At 59.6% G+C, this 22,415-nt stretch carries 20 protein-coding genes, 4 tRNA genes and 1 pseudogene; 15 read left to right on the forward strand and 10 right to left on the reverse strand.

Annotated features, from left to right (window positions below; genetic code table 11):
* The first annotated feature begins 21 nt into the window (after positions 1–21).
* Entirely contained in the window at positions 22–1,122 is a 1,101-nt protein-coding gene (thiO, locus tag HNQ83_RS19445; RefSeq protein ID WP_175390427.1) for a glycine oxidase ThiO, read from the forward strand.
* 115 nt (positions 1,123–1,237) lie between these two features.
* On the opposite strand, the gene HNQ83_RS19450 is transcribed toward thiO, so the two are convergent.
* From HNQ83_RS19450 to HNQ83_RS19465, 4 genes are all read right to left on the reverse strand, one after another.
* The gene (locus tag HNQ83_RS19450) at positions 1,238–2,569 is read right to left on the reverse strand and encodes a sigma-54 dependent transcriptional regulator (RefSeq protein WP_175390428.1); all 1,332 of its coding nucleotides are present in this window, start codon (positions 2,567–2,569) and stop codon (positions 1,238–1,240) included.
* A 2-nt stretch (positions 2,570–2,571) separates the two neighbouring features.
* Complete coding sequence (locus HNQ83_RS19455) at positions 2,572–4,161, reverse strand: ATP-binding protein (RefSeq protein ID WP_175390429.1); 1,590 nt, start codon at positions 4,159–4,161, stop codon at positions 2,572–2,574.
* A complete protein-coding gene (locus tag HNQ83_RS19460) occupies positions 4,151–4,384 on the reverse strand; it encodes a PP0621 family protein (RefSeq protein ID WP_175390430.1) in 234 nt (77 codons plus the stop codon). The genes HNQ83_RS19455 and HNQ83_RS19460 overlap by 11 nt, the downstream gene beginning before the upstream one ends.
* A 136-nt stretch (positions 4,385–4,520) precedes the next feature.
* Positions 4,521–5,543: an outer membrane protein assembly factor BamD gene (locus HNQ83_RS19465; RefSeq protein ID WP_175390431.1), complete on the reverse strand. Its 1,023-nt coding sequence runs from the start codon at positions 5,541–5,543 to the stop codon at positions 4,521–4,523.
* Between the two features lie 151 nt (positions 5,544–5,694).
* Here HNQ83_RS19465 and rluD point away from each other — a divergent pair, with 151 nt between their 5' ends.
* The 9 genes and pseudogenes from rluD to HNQ83_RS31700 all read left to right on the forward strand — a co-directional run bounded on the left by rluD (position 5,695) and on the right by HNQ83_RS31700 (position 12,716).
* Positions 5,695–6,657 carry a 23S rRNA pseudouridine(1911/1915/1917) synthase RluD gene (gene rluD, locus HNQ83_RS19470; RefSeq protein ID WP_175390432.1) on the forward strand — a complete coding sequence of 321 codons (963 nt, stop codon included), beginning with the start codon at positions 5,695–5,697 and terminating at the stop codon, positions 6,655–6,657.
* Positions 6,654–7,373: a peptidoglycan editing factor PgeF gene (pgeF, locus tag HNQ83_RS19475; RefSeq protein ID WP_175390433.1), complete on the forward strand. Its 720-nt coding sequence runs from the start codon at positions 6,654–6,656 to the stop codon at positions 7,371–7,373. The genes rluD and pgeF overlap by 4 nt, the downstream gene beginning before the upstream one ends.
* A gap of 294 nt (positions 7,374–7,667) precedes the next feature.
* The gene (clpB, locus tag HNQ83_RS19480; protein WP_175390434.1) at positions 7,668–10,232 is read left to right on the forward strand and encodes an ATP-dependent chaperone ClpB; all 2,565 of its coding nucleotides are present in this window, start codon (positions 7,668–7,670) and stop codon (positions 10,230–10,232) included.
* Between the two features lie 300 nt (positions 10,233–10,532).
* Positions 10,533–10,608, forward strand: a tRNA-Asn gene (locus HNQ83_RS19485).
* A gap of 9 nt (positions 10,609–10,617) precedes the next feature.
* A tRNA-Pro gene (locus HNQ83_RS19490) sits at positions 10,618–10,694 on the forward strand.
* 5 nt (positions 10,695–10,699) lie between these two features.
* Positions 10,700–10,775: transfer RNA gene (locus HNQ83_RS19495), tRNA-Lys, on the forward strand.
* Positions 10,776–10,868: 93 nt separating this feature from the next.
* A tRNA-Pro gene (locus HNQ83_RS19500) sits at positions 10,869–10,945 on the forward strand.
* 145 nt (positions 10,946–11,090) lie between these two features.
* Positions 11,091–11,861 (forward strand): annotated as a pseudogene (locus HNQ83_RS31695) (MCP four helix bundle domain-containing protein); the annotation flags it as partial.
* On the forward strand, positions 11,853–12,716 hold the full coding sequence (locus tag HNQ83_RS31700; RefSeq protein WP_372241920.1) for a methyl-accepting chemotaxis protein: 864 nt from the start codon (positions 11,853–11,855) through the stop codon (positions 12,714–12,716). The pseudogene HNQ83_RS31695 and the gene HNQ83_RS31700, both read left to right, overlap by 9 nt.
* A 119-nt stretch (positions 12,717–12,835) precedes the next feature.
* Here HNQ83_RS31700 and HNQ83_RS19510 read toward each other — a convergent pair whose 3' ends face one another.
* Genes HNQ83_RS19510 through HNQ83_RS19525 form a run of 4 tightly spaced genes read right to left on the reverse strand, consistent with a single transcriptional unit; the run spans position 12,836 to position 15,570 of the window.
* Positions 12,836–14,134, reverse strand: a complete 1,299-nt coding sequence (locus tag HNQ83_RS19510) for an NAD(P)/FAD-dependent oxidoreductase (RefSeq protein ID WP_175390436.1) — start codon at positions 14,132–14,134, stop codon at positions 12,836–12,838.
* Positions 14,135–14,194: 60 nt separating this feature from the next.
* Positions 14,195–14,368 carry a DUF3094 family protein gene (locus HNQ83_RS19515; protein ID WP_007996394.1) on the reverse strand — a complete coding sequence of 58 codons (174 nt, stop codon included), beginning with the start codon at positions 14,366–14,368 and terminating at the stop codon, positions 14,195–14,197.
* A 51-nt stretch (positions 14,369–14,419) separates the two neighbouring features.
* Positions 14,420–14,947, reverse strand: coding sequence for an MOSC domain-containing protein (locus tag HNQ83_RS19520; protein ID WP_175390437.1), 528 nt, complete (start codon positions 14,945–14,947; stop codon positions 14,420–14,422).
* Positions 14,944–15,570, reverse strand: coding sequence for a DUF1780 domain-containing protein (locus tag HNQ83_RS19525; protein ID WP_007970534.1), 627 nt, complete (start codon positions 15,568–15,570; stop codon positions 14,944–14,946). The genes HNQ83_RS19520 and HNQ83_RS19525 overlap by 4 nt, the downstream gene beginning before the upstream one ends.
* A gap of 245 nt (positions 15,571–15,815) precedes the next feature.
* On the opposite strand from HNQ83_RS19525, the gene HNQ83_RS19530 reads away from it, so the two are divergent.
* The 3 genes from HNQ83_RS19530 to HNQ83_RS19540 are packed head-to-tail and all read left to right on the forward strand — an operon-like array spanning position 15,816 to position 19,685.
* Positions 15,816–17,183, forward strand: a complete 1,368-nt coding sequence (locus tag HNQ83_RS19530; protein ID WP_175390438.1) for an aromatic acid/H+ symport family MFS transporter — start codon at positions 15,816–15,818, stop codon at positions 17,181–17,183.
* Positions 17,180–18,400, forward strand: coding sequence for a benzoate/H(+) symporter BenE family transporter (locus HNQ83_RS19535; RefSeq protein WP_175390439.1), 1,221 nt, complete (start codon positions 17,180–17,182; stop codon positions 18,398–18,400). The genes HNQ83_RS19530 and HNQ83_RS19535 overlap by 4 nt, the downstream gene beginning before the upstream one ends.
* 16 nt (positions 18,401–18,416) lie before the next feature.
* The gene (locus HNQ83_RS19540) at positions 18,417–19,685 is read left to right on the forward strand and encodes an OprD family porin (RefSeq protein WP_175390440.1); all 1,269 of its coding nucleotides are present in this window, start codon (positions 18,417–18,419) and stop codon (positions 19,683–19,685) included.
* Between the two features lie 8 nt (positions 19,686–19,693).
* Here the strand turns inward: HNQ83_RS19540 and HNQ83_RS19545 are convergent, their stop codons facing one another.
* Positions 19,694–19,936, reverse strand: a complete 243-nt coding sequence (locus HNQ83_RS19545; RefSeq protein ID WP_175390441.1) for a DUF2790 domain-containing protein — start codon at positions 19,934–19,936, stop codon at positions 19,694–19,696.
* Between the two features lie 121 nt (positions 19,937–20,057).
* On the opposite strand from HNQ83_RS19545, the gene HNQ83_RS19550 reads away from it, so the two are divergent.
* Together HNQ83_RS19550 and HNQ83_RS19555 are read left to right on the forward strand one after the other, a co-directional pair.
* Positions 20,058–20,990 (forward strand): LysR family transcriptional regulator, encoded by a 933-nt coding sequence (locus HNQ83_RS19550; protein ID WP_175390442.1) that lies wholly within the window; start codon positions 20,058–20,060, stop codon positions 20,988–20,990.
* 76 nt (positions 20,991–21,066) lie between these two features.
* Positions 21,067–21,756 carry an energy-coupling factor ABC transporter permease gene (locus HNQ83_RS19555; RefSeq protein WP_175390443.1) on the forward strand — a complete coding sequence of 230 codons (690 nt, stop codon included), beginning with the start codon at positions 21,067–21,069 and terminating at the stop codon, positions 21,754–21,756.
* A 42-nt stretch (positions 21,757–21,798) separates the two neighbouring features.
* On the opposite strand, the gene HNQ83_RS19560 is transcribed toward HNQ83_RS19555, so the two are convergent.
* Complete coding sequence (locus HNQ83_RS19560; protein ID WP_175390444.1) at positions 21,799–22,137, reverse strand: hypothetical protein; 339 nt, start codon at positions 22,135–22,137, stop codon at positions 21,799–21,801.
* Between the last annotated feature and the right edge of the window lie 278 nt (positions 22,138–22,415).

Below are 22,415 nucleotides of genomic sequence, written 5' to 3' on the forward strand. Positions count from 1 at the left end.
ATTTATCGGTTGGATCAGAACATGACCAGGCAACAGCAAGTGGTGATTGTCGGCGGTGGGGTAATCGGCCTGCTGACGGCGTTCAATCTCGCGTCCGAAGTGCAGAGCGTTGTGCTGCTGGACCGTTCCAGTGTCGGTCAGGAGTCGTCCTGGGCGGGTGGGGGCATCGTATCGCCGCTCTATCCGTGGCGTTACAACCCGGCCGTCACCGCGTTGGCCCATTGGTCTCAGGATTTTTATCCGCAACTGGGCGAGCGCTTGTTTGCCGCCACCGGAGTCGATCCCGAAGTGCACACCACCGGTCTGTATTGGCTGGATTTGGACGATGAAGCCGAAGCACTGGCCTGGGCTGCACGGGAGAATCGTCCGTTGCGGGCTGTGGATATCTCGGCGGCTCACGATGCGGTGCCGGTGCTGGGGAGCGGGTTTTCCCGGGCGATCTACATGGCCGATGTCGCTAACGTGCGCAATCCGCGGTTGGTGAAGTCCCTCAAGGCTGCGTTGCAGGCGTTGCCGAACGTGACGATTCATGAGCAGTGCGAAGTCAGCGGATTTGTTCGCGAAGCCGACAAGGTTGTCGGTGTGCAGACCTCCACTGGCGTGATCCGTGGCGATCAAGTGGTCCTCACCGCTGGCGCCTGGAGCGGCGATTTGCTCAAGAGTCTGGGCCTTGATCTGCCGGTCGAACCCGTGAAAGGGCAGATGATTCTCTACAAGTGTGCAGCGGATTTTCTGCCGAGCATGGTGTTGGCCAAGGGACGTTATGCGATCCCGCGCCGCGACGGACATATCCTGATTGGCAGTACGCTGGAGCATGAAGGTTATGACAAGACGCCCACTGAGTCGGCGCTGGAGAGCCTGAAGGCTTCAGCGGTGGAGTTGATTCCGGCATTGGCCGAGGCCGAAGTCGTAGGGCATTGGGCCGGTTTGCGGCCGGGTTCGCCGGAGGGCATTCCGTACATTGGCCGGGTGCCGGGATTTGATGGGTTGTGGCTCAACTGTGGGCATTTCCGCAACGGGTTGGTGCTGGCGCCGGCATCGTGTCAGTTGTTTGCCGATGTGATGCTGGGCAGGGCGCCGATCATTGATCCGGCGCCGTATGCGCCGGCTGGGCGGATCTAGCCTCGAAAGACCTGGTGTCTGTCAGATTGCCTTCGCGAGCAGGCTCGCTCCCACAAATGGGCCAGGGGTATTCGCCATATCCCCTGTGGGAGCGAGCCTGCTCGCGAAGGGGCCCTCAATCCAACCCTAATTTTTTCAGCCTGTACCGCATCGACCTGAACGAAAGATTCAACCGCTGAGCCGCCGCCGTGCGGTTCCAGCGGGTTTCTTCCAGTGCCTGGAGTAAGAGCTGGCGTTCGACGTTTTCCAGATATGCCTCCAGGTTGTCGATCTGCGTGAGGTCTGGCACGCCCCCTTCTGCGACACCATTACCTTCGACCAGTCGCAAGTCGCCGGCTTCGATCTGTTTGTTTTCGCATAAGGTGTGCGCCCGTTCGAGCATGTTCTCCAGTTCCCGCACATTGCCTGGAAAGCGATAGCTTTTCAGCGCATCGAGGGCTTGCGGGTGGAGGGTTGCTGCGGGTTGGCCAGTATCGACGGCCAGGCGCTTGAGCACATGGCGGGCCAGCGGTTCGATATCGTCGCGGCGTTCGCGCAAAGGAGGTACCCGCAGTTCGATCACGTTCAAGCGGTAGTACAAATCCTGGCGAAAACGTTCGGCGCCGACCTCGGCGGCGAGGTCTTTATGGGTGGCGCACAGGATGCGCACATCGACCACCCTTTCCTGTTGACCACCGACACGGCGTACGGCTTTTTCCTGAATGGCCCGCAGCAGTTTGACCTGCATCGGCAGCGGCAGGTCAGCCACTTCGTCGAGAAACAGGGTGCCGCCATGGGCGGCCTGGAACAGGCCGGGTTTGTCTTCGATGGCGCCGCTGAAGCTGCCCTTGCGATGGCCGAAGAACTCGCTTTCCATCAGTTCTGATGGAATGGCTCCGCAATTGACCGGAACAAAGGGTTGGCTGGCACGTGGCCCGCGATCATGGATCAGGCGTGCGACCAACTCCTTGCCGCTGCCGGATTCGCCGCTGATATAAACCGGCGCCTGGCTGCGCGCCAGTTTATCGATCTGTTTACGCAAGTTGCGCATCGGCAGTGAATCGCCCAGCAAGCGGCGATCGATGGCAATGCCGGGGGCGGGCAGCAGCAAGGCGCTGGTGACCAGTTCCCGCAGGCGGATGAGGTCCACCGGTTTGGTCAGGAAATCGAAGGCGCCGGCCTTGAGGGCGTTGATCGCTGTATCGACACTGCCGTAGGCCGTAATCATGGCGACCGGCACTTGCGGGTAGCGTTGCTGGATGTGCTGTACCAGTTCCAGACCTGTGCCGTCCGGCAAGCGCATGTCGGTCAGGCACAGATCGAACGTCTCGCGCTTCAACAGGGCCAGAGCCTCGCTTGTATTGCGAGCGCTCCAGGTATCGAGCTTCATCCGACCCAGGGTGATTTCCAGGAGTTCGCGGATGTCCGGTTCGTCGTCCACGATCAGGACTTTTTGCCGTGGGCTCATGTTCAACTTTGTTTCCGTCCGTGAGCAAAGGTGATACGAAAGCAGCCGCCGCCTTGGCGTGGTTTGAAGTCTAGGCGGGCCTGGTTGCTTTCGCACAGCTCACGGGACAGGTAAAGCCCCAGGCCGGTGCCTTGGTGGCTGGTTGTGAAGAAAGGCTCGAACAGTTGTGCTTGATGGTCCGGGGCCACGCCGGGGCCGTCATCGAGGATTTCGAGAATGGGCAACTGGCTGTCGGGATCGATAAACAACTCAAGCCAGACCTGCGCCTGATCGTGGATTTGGGCGCTGTGACGCCAGCCATTGCGGATCAGATTGTCGAGAATCTGGTTCAACTGGTCCGGGTCCATCAGGGTCTTGAAATCGCCGTGGGCGATGTGCAGATGAATCTGCTGGCGCTCGGTCGCGCCCTCGCGAATTTCGGTGACGAACTGTTGCAGCCACGGTTTCAGGTCCAGCCGTTGTGGAGCAGTTTGCTGGCGGCGGGATAGTTGCAGGACGTTTTCGATAACCCGATTCATTCGCTGAGAGTGGTCTTGAATAATCTGCGTCAGACGTCGGTCCGCGCTGCTCAGTTCCTCAGATTCTCGTAATAACTGCGCGGCATGACTGATGGCACCCAAGGGGTTGCGGATTTCATGGGAGATACCGGCGGTCAGGCGCCCAAGCGCAGCAAGTTTCAGCTGTTGAGCCTGTTGGGCGACCTGAGCGAGATCTTCAAGGAAAACCAGGGTCTGGTGCTGCGCACTGGCGTCCAGCGCAATGAAGCTCGGCTGCAACTCCACGCCGCTGTTGGCGATTTTCAGGCTTTGCGGGCGCAGCGTCGGATTGCTGAGCCACAGGTGCAGGCGTTCGACCAGGTCGGGGAAGTGGTCGTCGATCAGGTCACCTTCGAGGGTACGGCAACCGAGCAGTGACAGGGCGCTGTGATTGGCCAACTGCACGCGTCGCTGTTCATCGAGTACCAGGATACCGGTGCGCATGCGTTGCAGGATCAGCGCATTGAGTGCTTCCAGGCCGACGACTTCACTGGCCTTCTGCTCCGCAAGGGTTTCACTCACTTCCAGGCGTCGCATCAAGCCTTGCACCAGCCATGCCGCGGCGAAGCACAGAACGCCGAGGGTTCCGACTTGCAGGTAGTCATTGGGGTTGGGGGGATGGCTGAAGCTCAGCAGGAAACTCGAACCGACGATGCCAAGCGCACCGAGGGCGGCAATCAGCAGGCCGATGCGCCTTCGCAGCAGCGTATTACTGATGGCCACCGACACGATCAGCAAGTTGCCAATGGCGCTGGCCACACCACCGCCGGCGTAGAACAGGGCGCACAGCAGCAAGACGTCGAGCAGCACGAGACCGAGCAGCTGCAGCGGATGACGGGTGTTTTCGAAGAAAACCACCAGCAGGATATTCAGCACGAGGTACAACCAGCTGCCACTGCGCAGCAGGTCGTCATTGGCTGACGTCAACAACTGGTTGTCCATGTTGCTGGAGATCAGCAGCACCAGGGTGATGCCGACACTCAAGCGGTAGAGATGATAAAGACGCAGCAGTCGCTGAGCCTGTTTGCCGCCGTGACTGGACGTCTCAGCGATCACTGGAACCGGGGCCTTGCTCCAGATGAGCCTGGCTGCAATACCACTGTTGTTGAAAACTCACCGCCCTGTCACGAGGCAGATGCACGCCGCAATGGGCGCAGCGGACCATCGGTGCCGCTTCCAGCTCGGCAGAGGACTTGGGTACGGCGGCCTGGCCCTTGTACTTGCGCCAGAACCATACGGCGGCGGCAATCACGGCAATCCAGAATAGTAAACGAAGCATGATGAGCGGCTTTTTGGCTGATGAACCGGCAGTTTAGCCAAGGACATGACAGGCGCACAGCGCAAATGCGCGCTACAAAAAAAGCGTAATAAAAAAGGGAGACTCGAGAGTCTCCCTTTCTGCACCGCCGGTCGTGTCAGTCGAACACGCCGAAGGTCATGTAGCTGAACCACGAACGGTCTTCGTTGTTACCTTCCGCTTCATGATTCTCTTCTTCGATCACATCGCCATCGGCATCTTTAGGCTTGAGCTCGCTCGGAATGGCGTCCTTGGCGTCCTGGAACTGCTTCTGCACGTCCTGGTTGGCGCGGGTCTCTCCCGGTGGCAGAGGTGGACGGGATTCGATCAGGCCCAGGGTGGCCTTGCTCAGCCACGAACGGTTGTCGGCTTCGGCGACCGACGGTACGAACTGACCGTCCACCAGGCTTGGGTGGTTCGGGTAGTTGAGCTTCAGGGTCTCGAGGCTGGTGGCAGCCAGGTCGTCCAGGTGCAGGCGCTGATAGGCCTCGGTCATCACCGCCAGGCCGTCGCCGACCGCAGGGGTTTCCTGGAAGTTTTCCACCACGTAACGGCCACGGTTCGCGGCGGCGACATAGGCCTGACGGGTCAGGTAGTAGTTGGCAACATGAATTTCGTAGGCCGCCAGCAGGTTGCGCAGGTAGATCATGCGCTGCTTGGCGTCCGGCGCGTACCGGCTGTTGGGGAAGCGGCTGGTCAGCTGGGCGAATTCATTGTAGGAGTCGCGAGCGGCACCCGGGTCACGCTTGGTCATGTCCAGCGGCAGGAAGCGCGACAGCAGGCCGACGTCCTGGTCGAAAGAAGTCAGGCCCTTGAGGTAGTAGGCGTAATCGACGTTCGGATGCTGAGGGTGCAGACGAATGAAACGCTCGGCAGCGGCTTTTGCAGCCTCGGGCTCGGCATTCTTGTAGTTGGCGTAGATGAGTTCCAGCTGCGCCTGATCGGCATAGCGACCGAACGGATAACGCGATTCCAGAGCCTTCAGCTTGGCGGTGGCGGCGTTGTAGCTGTTGTTGTCCAGATCGGCCTGAGCTTGTTGGTACAACTCGACTTCACTCAGGTTTTCGTCTACGACTTCCTTCGATGAGCAAGCAGCGGTCAATGCGAGGATGGCGATCAGCAGCAGGTGTTTCACTTGCATGGCGGCTTGCGTCCCTATGACGGCCGCTGTCTTGGGCGTGGCCGTCCTGTTATGATGAGCGCCCCGTTGAATAGCCTCGGGGCAAAAGACGCCGTATTTAACCACAAGCGCGCAGCCGAAACCAAAGGCTGTGCCGACGCCTAGTCTGAGCATGTCCGATAAAATTGAACTCCGCGCAGAGGTGCCGTCCGAATTGGGCGGCCAACGCCTCGATCAAGTCGCCGCACAATTATTCGCTGAGCACTCGCGCTCGCGCCTTTCCGCCTGGATCAAAGACGGCCGCCTGACTGTGGATGGGGCGGTTATCCGCCCGCGAGACATCGTTCACGGTGGCGCCATTCTTGAACTCACTGCCGAGCAGGAAGCTCAGGGCGAATGGGTCGCTCAAGACATTGCCCTGGACATCGTCTACGAAGACGACGACATCCTGGTGATCAACAAGCCTGCGGGCCTGGTGGTGCATCCGGCCGCCGGCCATGCTGATGGCACCTTGCTCAACGCTTTGCTGCACCACGTGCCGGACATCGTCAATGTGCCCCGCGCCGGTATCGTGCATCGTCTGGACAAGGACACCACCGGTCTGATGGTGGTGGCCAAGACCATTCAGGCGCAGACGCAGCTGGTTGCGCAATTGCAGAGCCGCAGCGTCAGCCGCATCTATGAGTGCATCGTGATCGGCGTGGTGACAGCTGGCGGCAAGATCAACGCGCCGATCGGCCGTCACGGCCAGCAACGCCAGCGCATGGCCGTGATGGAGGGTGGCAAGCAGGCCGTCAGCCATTACCGCGTGCTCGAACGCTTCCGCTCCCACACCCATGTGCGGGTGAAGCTGGAAACCGGTCGTACGCACCAGATTCGCGTGCACATGGCGCACATCAACTTCCCGTTGGTCGGAGACCCTGCCTACGGCGGTCGTTTCCGCATCCCTCCGGCAGCCAACCCGACCATGGTCGAGTCGTTGAAAAACTTCCCGCGCCAGGCGCTGCATGCGCGGTTCCTGGAGCTGGATCACCCGACCACCGGTAAACGCATGAGCTGGGAGTCGCCGTTGCCGGAAGACTTCGTCTGGTTGCTGACCCTGCTCAAGCAAGACCGCGAGGCCTTCGTCGGATGAGTGACTGGCTGATTCCTGACTGGCCCGCGCCGGCCGGGGTTAAAGCCTGCGTCACCACCCGAGCGGGCGGCGTCAGCCTGGCGCCGTTCGACAGCCTCAACCTGGGCGATCATGTCGACGACAACCCCGAAGCTGTCGCCGAAAACCGCCGTCGCCTCACCGATCACTTTTCCATGCGACCCGCGTGGCTGCAGCAGGTCCACGGCATTGTCGTGGCCCATGCCGACCCGGATCAGGTGGTCACTGCCGACGCCAGCTGGACGTCGACCCCCGGAATCGCCTGCACGGCAATGACCGCCGATTGCCTGCCTGCGCTGTTTTGCGACCGCGCCGGCACTCGCGTGGCGGCGGCACACGCAGGTTGGCGTGGATTGGCGGCGGGCGTGCTGGAAGCGACCCTCGACAGTCTGGCCGTGCCACCTGCCGAGGTGCTGGTCTGGCTTGGCCCGGCCATTGGCCCGCAAGCCTTTGAAGTCGGCCCCGAAGTGCGCGAAACCTTCGTTGAGCAATTGCCTGAGGCTGCCGAAGCCTTCGTGCCGAGTCAAAACGAAGGCAAGTTCATGGCCGACATCTATAGGTTGGCGCGCTTGCGTCTGGCAGCTCGTGGTGTCACCGCTGTTTATGGTGGCGGTTTCTGCACCGTGACCGACCCGCGCTTCTTTTCTTATCGTCGTAGTCCCCGCACCGGACGATTTGCTTCCTTGATCTGGCTTTAGTGCCCTATCTCACGAAGCCTGTTCCTTTTTGACGGTGTCTGTTGCCGTCATGCTGCGTTGCCGCTCCTCGCCATAGCGGGCTATGACTCGTCGCGGCGCCTTGCCTGACGACAACAGCCACTCGTCAAATGAGGAACGCCTTCGTGAGATAGGGCACACGCTAGACTTCTCTGACCTGCATCAACGTCACGACGCTTGAAACTCCCAGAATCGACCGCATCTATTGTGGTATCTGGCAGGTTTCTTCATTCAGGATGTTTTATAGGTCCGGCCTGCTCAAAAGGAAGGTGACCCATGCGTATAGACCGTTTAACCAGCAAATTGCAGTTAGCGTTGTCCGATGCCCAATCCCTGGCCGTCGGTCTCGATCATCCCGCCATAGAGCCAGCACACTTGATGCAGGCCCTGCTCGAACAGCAAGGCGGCTCAATCAAGCCTCTGTTGATGCAGGTGGGCTTCGACGTCAACAGCCTGCGTAAAGAGCTGACCAAAGAGCTCGACCAGCTGCCGAAAATCCAGAACCCGACCGGTGACGTCAACATGTCACAGGATCTGGCGCGCCTGCTCAATCAGGCCGATCGCCTGGCCCAGCAGAAGGGCGACCAATTCATTTCCAGCGAGCTGGTATTGCTCGCCGCCATGGACGAGAACAGCAAGCTCGGCAAGCTGTTGCTCGGTCAGGGCGTCAGTAAGAAAGCCCTGGAAAACGCGATCAACAACCTGCGTGGTGGTGAGGCCGTCAACGACCCTAACCACGAAGAGGCTCGCCAGGCCCTGGATAAGTACACCGTTGACCTGACCAAGCGCGCCGAAGACGGCAAGCTCGATCCGGTGATCGGTCGTGACGATGAGATTCGCCGGACCATTCAGGTGCTGCAACGCCGCACCAAGAACAACCCGGTGCTGATCGGTGAGCCCGGTGTCGGTAAAACCGCCATCGCCGAAGGGCTGGCCCAGCGCATCATCAACGGTGAAGTGCCCGATGGCCTGAAAGGCAAGCGCCTGTTGTCCCTGGACATGGGGGCACTGATCGCCGGTGCCAAGTATCGCGGCGAGTTCGAAGAACGGCTGAAAGCGCTGCTCAATGAGCTGTCGAAGCAGGAAGGGCAGATCATTCTGTTCATCGACGAGCTGCACACCATGGTCGGCGCCGGCAAAGGCGAAGGCTCGATGGATGCGGGCAACATGCTCAAGCCAGCCCTGGCGCGTGGTGAATTGCATTGCGTCGGTGCGACCACGCTCAACGAGTACCGCCAATACATAGAGAAGGATGCGGCCCTCGAACGGCGCTTCCAGAAAGTATTGGTGGATGAGCCTAGCGAAGAAGACACTATCGCCATCCTGCGTGGCCTGAAGGAGCGCTACGAGGTTCACCACAGGGTGGCGATCACCGACGGTGCGATCATCGCGGCAGCCAAGCTCAGCCATCGCTACATCACGGATCGTCAGTTGCCGGACAAGGCCATCGACCTGATCGATGAAGCCGCCAGCCGCATCCGCATGGAAATCGACTCCAAGCCGGAAGTGCTGGACCGTCTGGAGCGTCGCCTGATTCAGCTGAAGGTGGAATCCCAGGCACTGAAGAAAGAAAGCGACGACGCGGCGAAGAAGCGTCTGGAAAAATTGCAGGAAGAAATTGCTCGTCATGAGCGTGAGTATTCGGATCTCGAAGAGATCTGGAACTCGGAAAAAGCCGAGGTTCAGGGTTCGGCGCAGATCCAGCAGAAAATCGAACAGTCCCGTCAGGAACTGGAAGCGGCCCGTCGAAAAGGCGATCTGAACCGCATGGCCGAGCTGCAGTATGGGGTTATCCCGGATCTGGAGCGCAGCCTGCAAATGGTCGACCAGCACGGTAAAAGCGAAAACCAGTTGCTGCGCAGCAAGGTGACTGAAGAAGAGATCGCCGAAGTGGTTTCGAAGTGGACCGGTATTCCGGTTTCGAAGATGCTCGAAGGCGAGCGCGAAAAACTGATGAAGATGGAAAGCCTGTTGCACCAGCGTGTGATCGGCCAGGAAGAAGCGGTCGTGGCGGTGTCCAACGCGGTGCGGCGTTCCCGTGCCGGATTGGCCGACCCGAATCGGCCGAGCGGTTCGTTCATGTTCCTCGGCCCGACCGGTGTCGGTAAAACCGAGCTGTGCAAGGCACTGGCCGAGTTCCTCTTCGATACCGAAGAGGCGATGGTGCGCATCGACATGTCCGAGTTCATGGAGAAACATTCCGTGGCTCGCTTGATTGGCGCGCCACCGGGCTATGTCGGCTACGAAGAGGGCGGTTACCTGACCGAGGCGGTGCGTCGCAAGCCTTATTCGGTGATCCTGCTGGACGAAGTCGAGAAGGCGCACCCGGATGTGTTCAACGTGTTGCTGCAAGTGCTGGAGGACGGCCGACTGACCGACAGCCATGGCCGTACGGTGGATTTCAAGAACACCGTGATTGTCATGACGTCCAACCTGGGGTCGGTGCAGATCCAGGAACTGGTCGGGGATCGTGAAGCCCAGCGTGCGGCGGTCATGGACGCGATTTCTTCGCACTTCCGGCCGGAGTTCATCAACCGGGTCGACGAAGTGGTGATCTTCGAGCCATTGGCGCGGGATCAGATCGCCGGCATTACCGAAATCCAGTTGGGTCGCCTGCGCAGTCGTCTCACCGAGCGGGAACTGAAGCTGGAGTTGAGCCCTGAGGCCATGGATAAGCTGATCGCGGTTGGGTATGACCCGGTGTATGGCGCAAGACCGCTCAAGCGAGCGATCCAGCGCTGGATCGAAAACCCGCTGGCACAGCTGATTCTCTCGGGCCGATTCATGCCGGGAGATACCGCCAAGGGAACTGTGGAAAACGACGAGATCGTTTTCAACTGAGCCCAAACGGCAGCTCAAAAATGAAGGCCTCGCATTGCGAGGCCTTTTTTTCGTCAGGTTGTTGAACTCAAAGGAAAATGCTTGTAAAGTGCGCCCCGCAGTAAGTCACCCGGTAGGGTTTCTGCTCCCCAAGCAGGAATCTGAAATAAGTTGCAAATCATTAACTTGAAAGCAATTTAGGGGGTTGACAGAGGTGCTTAAGATTGTAGAATAGCGCGCCTCAGACACACGAACGCAGCGATGCGAACGAGTCGAAGAGAACGCAGTAAAGCTTCACCGTTGTAAATTGAAATATGTAGTTCCGTGATAGCTCAGTCGGTAGAGCAAATGACTGTTAATCATTGGGTCCCAGGTTCGAGTCCTGGTCACGGAGCCAATTTCAAGCCGGGGTATAGCGCAGTCCGGTAGCGCGCCTGCTTTGGGAGCAGGATGTCAGGAGTTCGAATCCCCTTACCCCGACCATATTTGGGTCGTTAGCTCAGTTGGTAGAGCAGTTGGCTTTTAACCAATTGGTCGTAGGTTCGAATCCCACACGACCCACCATTTTTGAAACCAGCTCGCTGGAATCGAATCTTAAGATCAGACGCCAAAAGCTCTGTTCGCAGAAGGCGCCTTTCGAAGGTGCCTTTTTTTTACCGGGGTATAGCGCAGTCCGGTAGCGCGCCTGCTTTGGGAGCAGGATGTCAGGAGTTCGAATCCCCTTACCCCGACCATACTAAAAATCCTCGTATCGAAAGATACGGGGATTTTTTTTGCCTTCAAAAAAAGCAGATCACTTCAGTCATCGTACAACTTGCCGATAACGAGCTGTCGGGGCAAAGCCCTCCACTCAAGCCCATAAAAACAAAGGCGCTCGTTATGTTTCTTCGTCAGTTGAATATTGCCCCCCGTGCCGCATTGGGATTTGCCTTGATCGCGGTGCTCGTGGCGCTGCTCGGAATCTTCGCCCTGGGGCAAATGTCGAGTATTCGCGAAAGCGAGGTGGCGGTGGAAAAGCAATGGCTGCCGAGCATTCGCGGTGGTGACGAGATCCGCGAAATCATGCTGCGCATTCGCACCATTTCCCTGCGCATGGCGCTGGACCAGGATCCGAAGAACATCGCGCAATACCGCAGCCAGATGGATACCCGGGACAAGGAACTGAGCGAAAAAATTGCCGCTTACGACAAGTTGGTGACCACGGCTGAAGGCAAGGCGTTGTACGACCAATTCAAAAATACCTTTACGGCGTATCGCGCCGGCATTGCCCAATCGTTCACCCTGGCCGAACAAGGGCGCCGCGACGAACTGACCAAGCTGTTGCTGGTAGACATGAAAACCGTGGTCGACGGCTCCGGCAAGCAACTCAATGACCTCGCGGAGCTGTTCACCCAGCAAGTCACGGCTGAAAGCGCGAAATCCAAAGATCACTACGAAACGTCACGCACAATCGTCAGCCTGTTTATCATCCTCGCGGCCTTGGCAACTGTGGCTCTGGCCATGCTGCTGACCCGTAGCATCGTGCGTCCGCTGAGTGAGGCGGTGACCGCTGCGGAGCACGTGGCTCAGGGTGACCTGACGCGTCCGATCGAAACCCACGGTAATGACGAAGTCAGCCGTTTGCTCAAGGCGTTGGCCGCCATGCAGCAGAACCTGCGGGAAACCCTGCAGGGAATCAGCGGTTCCGCCACGCAATTGGCGACCGCAGCGGATGAGCTGAACGCCGTCACCCTCGATAGCACTCAGGGGCTGCAACAACAGAACAACGAGATTGAGCAGGCGGCCACGGCAGTCAATGAAATGACCACGGCCGTGGAAGAGGTCGCACGCAACGCAGTCTCCACCTCCGACGCTACCCGCCAGTCCAGTGAATCGGCCCACCTGGGGCAGGAGCGGGTCAGCGAAACGGCCAGTGCCATCAGCTCACTGGCCCATGACGTGCAAAGCACTGGGGAATTGGTGCGGTCCCTGGCCAATCAGTCCCAGGATATTGGCAAGGTGCTGGATGTGATTCGGGCCATTGCCGAGCAAACCAACCTGCTGGCCCTCAACGCGGCCATCGAAGCGGCGCGGGCGGGGGAGAGTGGTCGTGGATTCGCCGTGGTGGCCGATGAAGTGCGGGCCTTGGCGTATCGCACGCAGCAATCGACCCAGGAGATCGAGCAAATGGTGCAAGGCATGCGCAACGGTTCGAGCCTGGCCCTCGATGCCATGAACGCCAGCGCTTCCCGTGCGGCCAGCACCCTGGTCCTGGCCGAGCGCGCAGGCGAGGCCCTGCAAACCATCACGGCGTCCGTGCATGAAATTCACGAGCGAAACCTGGTGATCGCCAGTGCGGCGGAGGAGCAGGCGCAAGTGGCCCGCGAGGTTGATCGCAACCTGGTGAACATTCGTGATTTGTCGGTGCGTTCGGCTGCCGGCGCCGATCAGACCAGTGCCTCGAGCCATGAACTGTCGCAACTGGCCAATGCGTTGCAGGGGATGGTGCGGCGGTTTCGGGTTTAAATTCGACAGATAAAAAATGTGGGAGCGAGCCTGCTCGCGAAGGCGGCCGTCCAGTCGACATCAATGTCGCCTGAAGGACCGCTTTCGCGAGCAGGCTCGCTCCCACAAGGCTTTTTACATCAGTGCAACTTGAGTCGTGGCTCGGTGCCACGCCCGATCTTGCTGCCCAGCATCAGCATCGCCGTGCGGAACGGCCCGTACAGCGCCATCTGGTGCATGCGGTACAGCGACACGTAAAACATCCGCGCCAGCCACCCCTCGAGCATCACACTGCCGGTGAGGTTACCCATCAAGTTACCCACAGCCGAAAAACGCGACAGCGAGATCAGCGAGCCGTAGTCGGTGTACTTATACGCAGGCAATGCCTTGCCTTCGATGCGCAGCTTCAGCGATTTGGCCAGGAGCGATGCCTGTTGATGCGCCGCCTGGGCCCGTGGCGGTACGTTGCGATCAGAGCCCGGCTGCGGGCAGGCCGCACAGTCACCGAAAGCGAAGATGTTCTCGTCGCGGGTGGTTTGCAGGGTCGGCAGCACTTGCAGCTGGTTGATGCGGTTGGTTTCCAGGCCATCGATGTCCTTGAGGAACCCCGGTGCGCGGATGCCTGCCGCCCAGACTTTCAGGCTGGCGTTGATGACTTTGCCGTCGGCGGTGATCAAGGCATCGGCCGTCACTTCGCTGACCGCTGCATTGGTCATGACGTTGACCCCGAGTTTCTCCAGGGTTTTATGCACAGGTCCGCCGATACGTTCCGGCAGGGCGGGCAGTACTCGTGGTCCGGCCTCGATCAGGGTGATGTGCATGTTTTCCGGTTTGATCCGGTCCAGGCCATAGGCCGCCAGTTCATGGGCCGCATTGTGCAACTCGGCGGCCAGTTCGACCCCGGTGGCACCGGCGCCGACGATGGCCACGCTGATTTGTTCGACCTGATCGTTTTGCCCGGCGTGGGCGCGCAGGTAGTGGTTGAGCAATTGCTGATGGAAGCGCTCAGCCTGTTTGCGGGTGTCGAGGAACAGGCAGTGCTGTGCAGCGCCCTGGGTACCGAAATCGTTGGTGGTGCTGCCGACGGAGATCACCAGCGAGTCATAAGGCACTTCCCGTGCTGGCACCAGCTCCAGGCCGGCTTCGTCATAGGTGGCGGCCAGCTGGATTTTCTTCTGCGCGCGATCGAGCCCGCTCATGCGCCCCAGCTGGAACTCGAAGTGGTTCCATTTCGCCTGGGCAACATAGTTGAGTTCGTCTTCGGAAGAGTTCAGGGAACCGGCCGCCACTTCGTGTAACAGGGGTTTCCAGATGTGGGTCAGGTTCGCGTCGACCAGCATCACACTGGCCGTGCCGCGCTTGCCCAGAGTCTTACCCAGACGGGTAGCCAACTCCAGACCGCCGGCGCCGCCGCCAACGATGACAATACGATGAGTCATGGGGATATCTCGCAAGGCTAAAAGAAATCGGTGCAATTACCCTCGCGAGCGCAATGCGGCTCATAGCGTCAGGTAACTGATAAGTCGGCTCAACAGGCCCAAACCAATGGTCACTGCCAATACCAGTACCAGGAGCATCCACGGCCTGAAGGGCCGGCGCTCGACTCGGTGCTGGGACAACTGCAGGTACTCTTCGACATGCTTTTGGTCGTCGGGGTTCAGGCGGCTGGTCATAAAGGCCTCGTCAGGTAGACGTTGCTGAATGTTTAGAAGCTACAGACTGATTTAACGCACGTTGAACGGAGCATAGCCGCTGTCCGGAACAGGCTCGACGCTCACCGTGTCGTCCAGGCGAATGATGCCACTTTGTATCACCCGGGCGGTGATTCCGCCATGCCCGCGCACGGCCTGAAAGGTCCCGTGGCCGAGGTTGTTCTCCAGGCGCGCGCAAGGCTGGCACCAACCGGTGGTTTCAAAAATCGCCTGGCCAATCCGGAAGCGCCGGCCCTTGAGGCTGAATAAATTGATCCCACTGATAACGAGATTGCGCCGCAAATCTTCAGGCTTGACCGGTCTATCGTCCGGGCGCCCCATCAACGAATTGATGACCGCCAGGTGTTCCCACTGGATCAGCGTGACTTGCCGCGCATTGCGCGCACCGGGGCGGGCGTGATCGCCGGTCAAACCGACCTCCAGTCGTGCTTCCACGGCCTCCAGTTCGATCATTGACGAGCGGGATTGCGGTCGCACGCCGATCCAGCGAACGCGACCCTGTTGCGGTACTTCTGCAATCAATTCCTGCAATGGGCTCACAGGCTGATACCGACATCGAAAACGATGCTGCGGCCCAGGTTGCTGCGTAGAAAATCCGGTGCATCGGGATGGGCGAACAGCACCCGGGCGAAGGTCGGGCCTACCAGCGACAGCGAGCGCCAGCCCTGGCGCAAGTATTCGGTGGGCGGCGGGAAGTGGCTGTTGAGGTCCAGCACTTCGCGCTTGAGGCTGGCGAAGGCGATGATGTCCAGTTCGCCCAGGTCCATGCCGCGTTCTTTGTAGTTATGCGCTTTTTTACGCAAGGTCGGCGCCAGTCGCAGCAGGAACTCATTGGCCGGGATGCGCCGGGGCTTGGCCTCGCGCCGTACCAGTTGGCTGAGGGAGAACGCGCTGCGTCGGCGTTGCAGCTCGTCGCGCCATTCATCATTGAGGCGCCGACCCTCGTCGAGGACGAAGAACACCTCGAAACTGGCATCGCGAAACAGTACGTCCGGCGGCTCCCCGGCGGGGGCGAACTCATCGGCGCGATAAGGAATGTTCAAACCTTGCAGCAGGCGTTGGCACACCCACCGCTCCCGCTCCCATTTGCGGGCATTGGAAAGGAAGGCGTTGGCTTGCTCGGCCGCGATGGTCAGCAGGCGTAAATAATCTGAGTCATCCATAGGCCCAAGCTTAGCGCTCAAATGTGATCGCAAAGAAAACAGTTTGTCGGAGAGCGGCAAAAGCCACCAGGGCAACACCGCCTCACCGATCCTCGTCCCGCGCCCGGTTCAGGGCATTGCACAAAACGGATAGCGATCTGCGCCACGCGGATATTGGCCCGTGCCTGTCGTCATTACCCTCGGCAGTACGGGACGTTCGCCGCATTTGCGAGCTTCTTAAATAACAACAACAAGAGATAGATGCCATGCGCAAGATCGACGTACATGAGGTTATCGACAACGCACGTTTCAACCGCTTTCACTGGATGGTGCTGTTCTGGTGTGCCCTGATCATCATCTTCGACGGTTACGATCTGGTGATCTACGGCGTGGTTTTGCCGATGTTGATGAAGGAGTGGGGGCTCAGTCCTCTGCAAGCCGGGGCGCTGGGCAGTTATGCATTGTTCGGCATGATGTTCGGTGCACTGTTCTTCGGGCCGCTGTCAGACAAGATCGGTCGAAAAAAAGCCATCACGATCTGCGTGATGCTCTTCAGCGGTTTCACCGTGCTCAATGGTTTCGCCAGAAACCCCACTGAGTTTGGCATCTGCCGCTTCATTGCCGGCCTGGGTATCGGCGGCGTGATGCCTAACGTCGTGGCGCTGATGAACGAATACGCGCCGAAGAAAATCCGCAGCACCCTGGTGGCGATCATGTTCAGCGGTTACTCGGTGGGTGGCATGCTCTCCGCCGGGCTGGGCATCGTGTTGATCCCGAGTTTCGGCTGGCAATCGGTGTTTTACGTCGCGGTGCTGCCGTTGCTGTTGTTGCCGTTGATCATGTATTTCCTGCCCGAATCGGTGGGCTTCATGCTGCGCCAAGGGCGCAATGAAGAGGCACGCAACATTCTTCAAAGGGTCGATCCGGCGTACATCGCGCAAGCCGACGATCAATTGCACATGAGCGAAGTGAAAGGCACCGGCACCCCGGTACTGCAACTGTTTCGCGAGGGGCGGGCGCTGCGCACGCTGATGCTGTGGCTGGCATTTTTCTGCTGCCTGCTGATGGTCTACGCCTTGAGTTCCTGGCTGCCGAAACTGATGGCCAACGCCGGTTACAGCCTGGGTTCGAGCCTTTCGTTCCTGCTGGTGCTGAACTTCGGGGCAATCTTCGGCGCGGTCGGCGGTGGTGTGCTGGGTGACAAGCTCAACTTGCCGCGCGTGTTGTCGGTGTTCTTCGCCATGGCAGCCGTTTCGATCACCCTGCTGGGCTTCAATAGCCCGATGCCGGTGTTGTACCTGCTGATCGCCATCGCCGGTGCGACCACCATCGGTTCGCAGATTCTGTTGTATGCCTGCGCCGCGCAGTTCTACTCCATGACCATTCGATCCACCGGTCTGGGCTGGGCTTCGGGCATCGGGCGCAACGGGGCCATCGTTGGGCCTTTGCTGGGCGGTGCCTTGCTGGGTATCAGCCTGCCGCTGCAACTGAACTTCATGGCGTTTGCCTTGCCGGGTGCGGTAGCCGCCATCGCCATGACCGTGTTCGCCATCAGCAGTCGGCGCAGCGCCCGGCAACAGCGATCCATGTCGCAACAGGGATCGCCTGACGGGGCTGTTGGCGAGGCCTCATGAAAACGTTGATTCGGGACTTTTCCCTGTCTGCGACCGTCGCCGGTTTTATCGCCACGGTGATTTCCTACGCAGGCCCGTTGGTGATTGTTTTTCAGGCTGCCGAGGCCGCACAGCTGTCGCGGGAAATGGTGTCCTCGTGGGTCTGGGCGATCTCCATTGGCAGCGCCCTGCTCGGTATCGGTTTGAGCCTGCGTTACCGCGTGCCGGTGATCATCGCGTGGTCGGCGCCGGGCTCGGCGTTGCTGGTGGCGTTGTTGCCGGGGATCTCCATGCCGGAAGCGGTGGGCGCCTATCTGGTCAGCAGCCTGATCATTTTCCTGGTCGGGGTGTCGGGGGCGTTTGACCGGATCATCGGCAAGCTGCCGGCCGCGGTTGCGGCGGCGATGCTGGCGGGGATTCTGTTCAGCTTCGGCACCGGGCTGTTCGTCTCGTTGCAGGGCAAACCGTGGCTGGTGCTGGCGATGTCTGCCACGTACCTGATCTGCAAGCGGCTGATGCCGCGTTATGCGGTGCTGATGGTGCTGCTGGTGGGTTGCACGATCGCATTTTTCGCCGGTGACCTGCACCGCGAAGCACTGGTGATCGGTTTGGCCACGCCGGTGTGGATTACCCCGGCGTTCAGCCTGAGCGCGACGCTGAACATTGCCTTGCCGTTGGTGATGGTGGCGCTGACCGGGCAATTCGTTCCCGGCATGGCGGTACTGCGCGCCAGCGGTTACGCCACGCCGTCCGGCCCGATCATCGCTGGCAGTGCGCTGGGCACGGCGCTGTTGGCACCGTTCGGTTGCCACGGGCTGAATCTGGCGGCGATTACCGCAGCCATTTGTACCGGGCGCGAGGCTCACGAAGATCCCGGCAAGCGCTACGTGGCTGGGGTTGTGGGCGGCCTGTGTTACCTGGTGTTGGGGATCTTCGGCGCCACGCTGGTTTCACTGTTTGCGGCGTTCCCCAAAGAGCTGATCGCGGCCCTGGCCGGGCTGGCGCTGTTCGCGGCAATTGCCGGGGCGATGGCTGGCGCAATGGCGGTGCCGAGCGATCGCGAAGCCGCCCTGGTGACCTTCCTGACGACGGCTTCGGGCATGTCACTGCTGGGTTTGTCCGCGGCTTTTTGGGGACTGATTTTCGGCATGGTCACCCACCTGTTGTTGAGCGTCCATCGCCCCATCGCTCGCCGTGAGAACACGGCGGCCAAAGCACTTCTACCTGTCGATCAATAAAAATAAGAGAAAAACGATGAAACAGATTCTTCCAGCAACCGGTTCAGCGTTGTCCATGGCTGTCGTCTCGAGTTTCTCCCTCGGCGCGACGGCTGCCGAGGGTGGCTTCATCGAAGACACCACGGCCACCTTGCAAGCGCGCAATTACTATTTCAGTCGGGACTTTTCCGACATCGTCGGCGCCAATCAACAATCGAAGGCCGAAGAGTGGGCGCAGGGTTTTATCCTCAACGTCAAATCCGGCTACACCCAAGGGCCCGTCGGTTTTGGCGTGGATGTCATCGGCCTGCTCGGGCTCAAACTCGACAGCAGCCCGGATCGGGTCAATACCGGTTTATTGCCGGTGCAGGATGATGGGCGCGCGGCCAATGATTACAGCCGTCTGGAGGGCGCCTTGAAGATGCGCTACTCCAAAACCGAACTGAAAGTGGGGGAGTTGCAACCTAACCTGCCGGTGCTGGTGTTCAGCGATATCCGACTGCTACCGCCCAGTTATCAGGGTGCGAGCATTAGCTCCAGCGAGATCAATGGCCTGACGCTGCAGGGCGGGCATTTGAATTCCACCAGCCTGCGTAACGAGGCCGGTGACGAAAAAATGCAGGCCATGCTCGGTCACGTACCGCAACGACAGGTCAGCAGTGACGGCTTCAATTTTGCCGGGGCCGATTACGTCTTCAACGATAAACGTAGCTCGGTCAGCGCCTGGTACGGGCAACTGGAAGACATCTACAACCAACGCTTCCTGGGGCTCAAGCACAGCCAGCCGATGGGTGACTGGGTATTGGGGGCAAACCTCGGCTACTTCGATTCGCGCGAGGACGGCAAAAAACTGCTGGGCAATATCGACAACCAGGCGTTCTTTTCCCTGCTGTCGGCCAAGCGCGGTGGTCACACGTTTTATCTCGGCTATCAGGGCATGTTCGGCAACAGCGCTTTCCCGCGAGTCTTTGCCAACATCTCCCCGCTGGGCAACGAAGTGCCGACTTACGAGTTTGCCTTCACCGATGAGCGCTCCTGGCAGGTGCGATACGACTACGACTTTGCGGCGCTAGGCGTGCCGGGGTTGACCAGCACTGTGCGCTACATCACCGGCAACAATGTCGATACCGGGCAGGGGTACGAGGGCAAGGACCGTGAGCGTGATCTGGATATCGGATATGTCCTGCAGAGCGGCAGCCTCAAAGGCCTCGGCATCCGTGTGCGCAATGCGATGGCGCGCTCCAACTACCGCAGTGACATCGATGAAAACCGGCTGATCCTCAGTTACACATGGACACTGCTATGAGCCACTGATCAGAGGTCGCTCGTGCAATCGCCCATGACGTCGTAGGTCACTCGACGGGTCTGACCCTGATGATCGACGTAGACCATGGTCGCCGGCACAACCCCGCACGCAGTCGCGGTGTTCGATACAGACACCACCTTGGCGATGTCCAGCGGCTGCGCCGGGTTGTACAAGACAGTGAGCGGCTCATTGTCAGCGGCCATGGCCGAGGTGGCGATGAGGGTCAGAAACAGGCTTAACAATGCTTTCATTTTGGCGTGCCCCGTATGGGTTTCGATGGTTCAAGTTTAGTCTTTGCCTCTGGCGGATAAAGGGGCGAACGCCTGATGCAACCTTACGTAAAACGTAACAGTCACGGCCTGAGGGAGGTTTATGGATTTGCTTAACAACTTGCGGGTGTTCGTCCGTGTGGTCGACTGCGCAAGTTTCACCGCCGCCGCCGACGCGCTGGAATTGTCCACCGCGCAAGTGTCGCGACTGGTCGCGGACCTGGAGCAACATGTGCAGGCTCGCTTGCTGCAACGCACCACGCGGCGCTTGAGCCTCACCGAGGCCGGCGAGCGATTCCTGCTGCGCAGTCGGCTGATCCTGGAAGAAATGGAGGAGGCGACAGCGGAGGCTCGCGGCGCCCATCTCAAACCCAGTGGACGGTTGCGGGTGCACAGCATGAACGGCCTCGGGGTGCTGATCACACCGCTGATTGCCCGTTACAGCGAGCTGTATCCCGATGTGGTGTTCGAGCTGACCCTGTCGCAGCGCAATCCCGATCCATTGGAGGAAGGGCATGACGTAGTGATTTCGACGGCCCATGAACTGGCGGATTCACAATTGGTCGCCCAGGCCATCGGGCAGTTTTACAGCGTGCCCTGCGCGTCCCCCCACTACTTGCAGCGCCGTGGTGTGCCGGCTCATCCGCTGGCATTGAACGAGCATCAGTGCCTGCGCATGCTCGATCCGTTATACAGCGATCAATGGGTGTTTCAGGACGAAGAGGGCGAGCATGCCGTGAGCCCGGCCCGAACCTTCCAGTGCAACGTCGCCGAGTCAATGGTCAAGGCTTCGGAAGCCGGGATGGGCATCAGCCTGATTCCGTTTTACACCGCTACACGCCCCTTGAGCGACGGCACCCTGTTGCGTCTGCTGCCGGACTATCGCCCGCGCCAGCGCAATGTGTATGCGCTGTATCCGTCGCGACGCTTTCTGGATGCCAAAGTCCGCACGTGGGTGGACTTTCTCAAGACCGAGCTACCCAAATTGTTCGCTGAGCATGAAGCGGTGACGAACGATCCACGACACTGGGCGTGAATTCGAAGGGCGGGCGATCGGCGGTGTAGACTGAGGGCCTGTTCTGTTTCGGCAAGCCAAGGGAGTGTGCCCCGCCATGATCGGCGCCGAGTTGCTGTCACCTGAAACCCTCACGATGGGGTGGCTGATCTATGTGCCGGTGCTGATCTGGGCCGTTGCGCGAGTGTCCTGGGTCGAGTTGTTCAGCGACAGCCGTCGCCAGCATTTGCTGTTCGGCACGGTGTTCGCGTTGTTCGCGCTCTGGCTGGTGCGACGGGATTTCGATACCGGCGTGTCCTATCACTTCATCGGCATGACCGCGGTGACGCTGTTGCTCGACTGGCCGCTGGCAATCGTTGGCGGGCTGGTGGCGCAAACGGGGCTGGTGCTGCTGGGCCGTCAGGACCTGGTGGCGATGGGCGTGAATGGCTCGCTGCTGATTTTGCTGCCGGTGCTGATTACCGAGTGTTGCGCAATCGCAGTGGAGCGCGCGCAGCCACGCAATCTCTTCGTGTACATCTTCTGCTCGGGATTCTTTGCCGCAGCCCTGTCGGCGTTGTTGTGCCTGGTGCTATCGCTGACGTTGCTGTGGTACGACGAGCGTTTCGCCATGCCGTACTGGCTGGAAGATTTTATCGGTTATCTGTGGCTGATCATTTTCCCCGAAGCGTTCATCAACGGCATGGTGGTCAGTGCCCTGGTGGTGTTCTGCCCCGAGTGGCTTGAGACTTTTAATCGCACGCGCTATCTGTCGGCGCCCTGGAAGGACGACGATCCCGAGTCTTGAGCGCGTTCAGGTCCGCTCACGACTGAGTCTGTTTCCAGCGGTTCACTCAATCAGCTGGTCAATCAGAACCACGTTGGAATAGATCAGGCTGCCATCGCTGGCCCGGTGTCCGACCAGGTGGAACTGACCACGCTCGTAGTGCAAATAGACGCGCATCTGGCAGTCGGATAAGGGGCCGTACCCCTCTGGCAAGACCAGGTTCAATGTGTCCATGTCGACATCGACCATGACTTCAGGCTCCTGGGTCTTCTGCAGGCGTTCTTCCGCTTCCTCCAGCCGTAGATGGAGGGGGCCGTCGACGTAAAAATGGATCTCACCTATTGGAACGGACTTTTGGTCGGCGCTGGTTTTGCACCTGCCTTCGAGTGTCAGGTTACTCATGACGAAACCTCCATCGGGGCTGTTGGACTCGGTGGCTTTTGTCTCTTCTCAATGCCATCACTTATCTGACTATTGCGTCTGGGCAGGGTTCGTTCCTGGCCGCTACTGGCGGTTCTCTGCCGTCCGTAATCTGCAATTGAGTATAGCTGCCAGCCGGATCTCGCTTGCCGACCTATACTTTTCACTGGTTTTGCCATCTCGGGTGGTACTTGCCTGCCCTGCCTGGGTGTCAGTGGCGATGCTTGTGCATAACCAATGAGCAACAGGAATAGGATGAA

Origin of the sequence: Pseudomonas sp. C2B4 (assembly GCF_013359695.1) — a bacterium.
In the GTDB taxonomy this organism is placed as follows: Bacteria; Pseudomonadota; Gammaproteobacteria; order Pseudomonadales; family Pseudomonadaceae; genus Aquipseudomonas.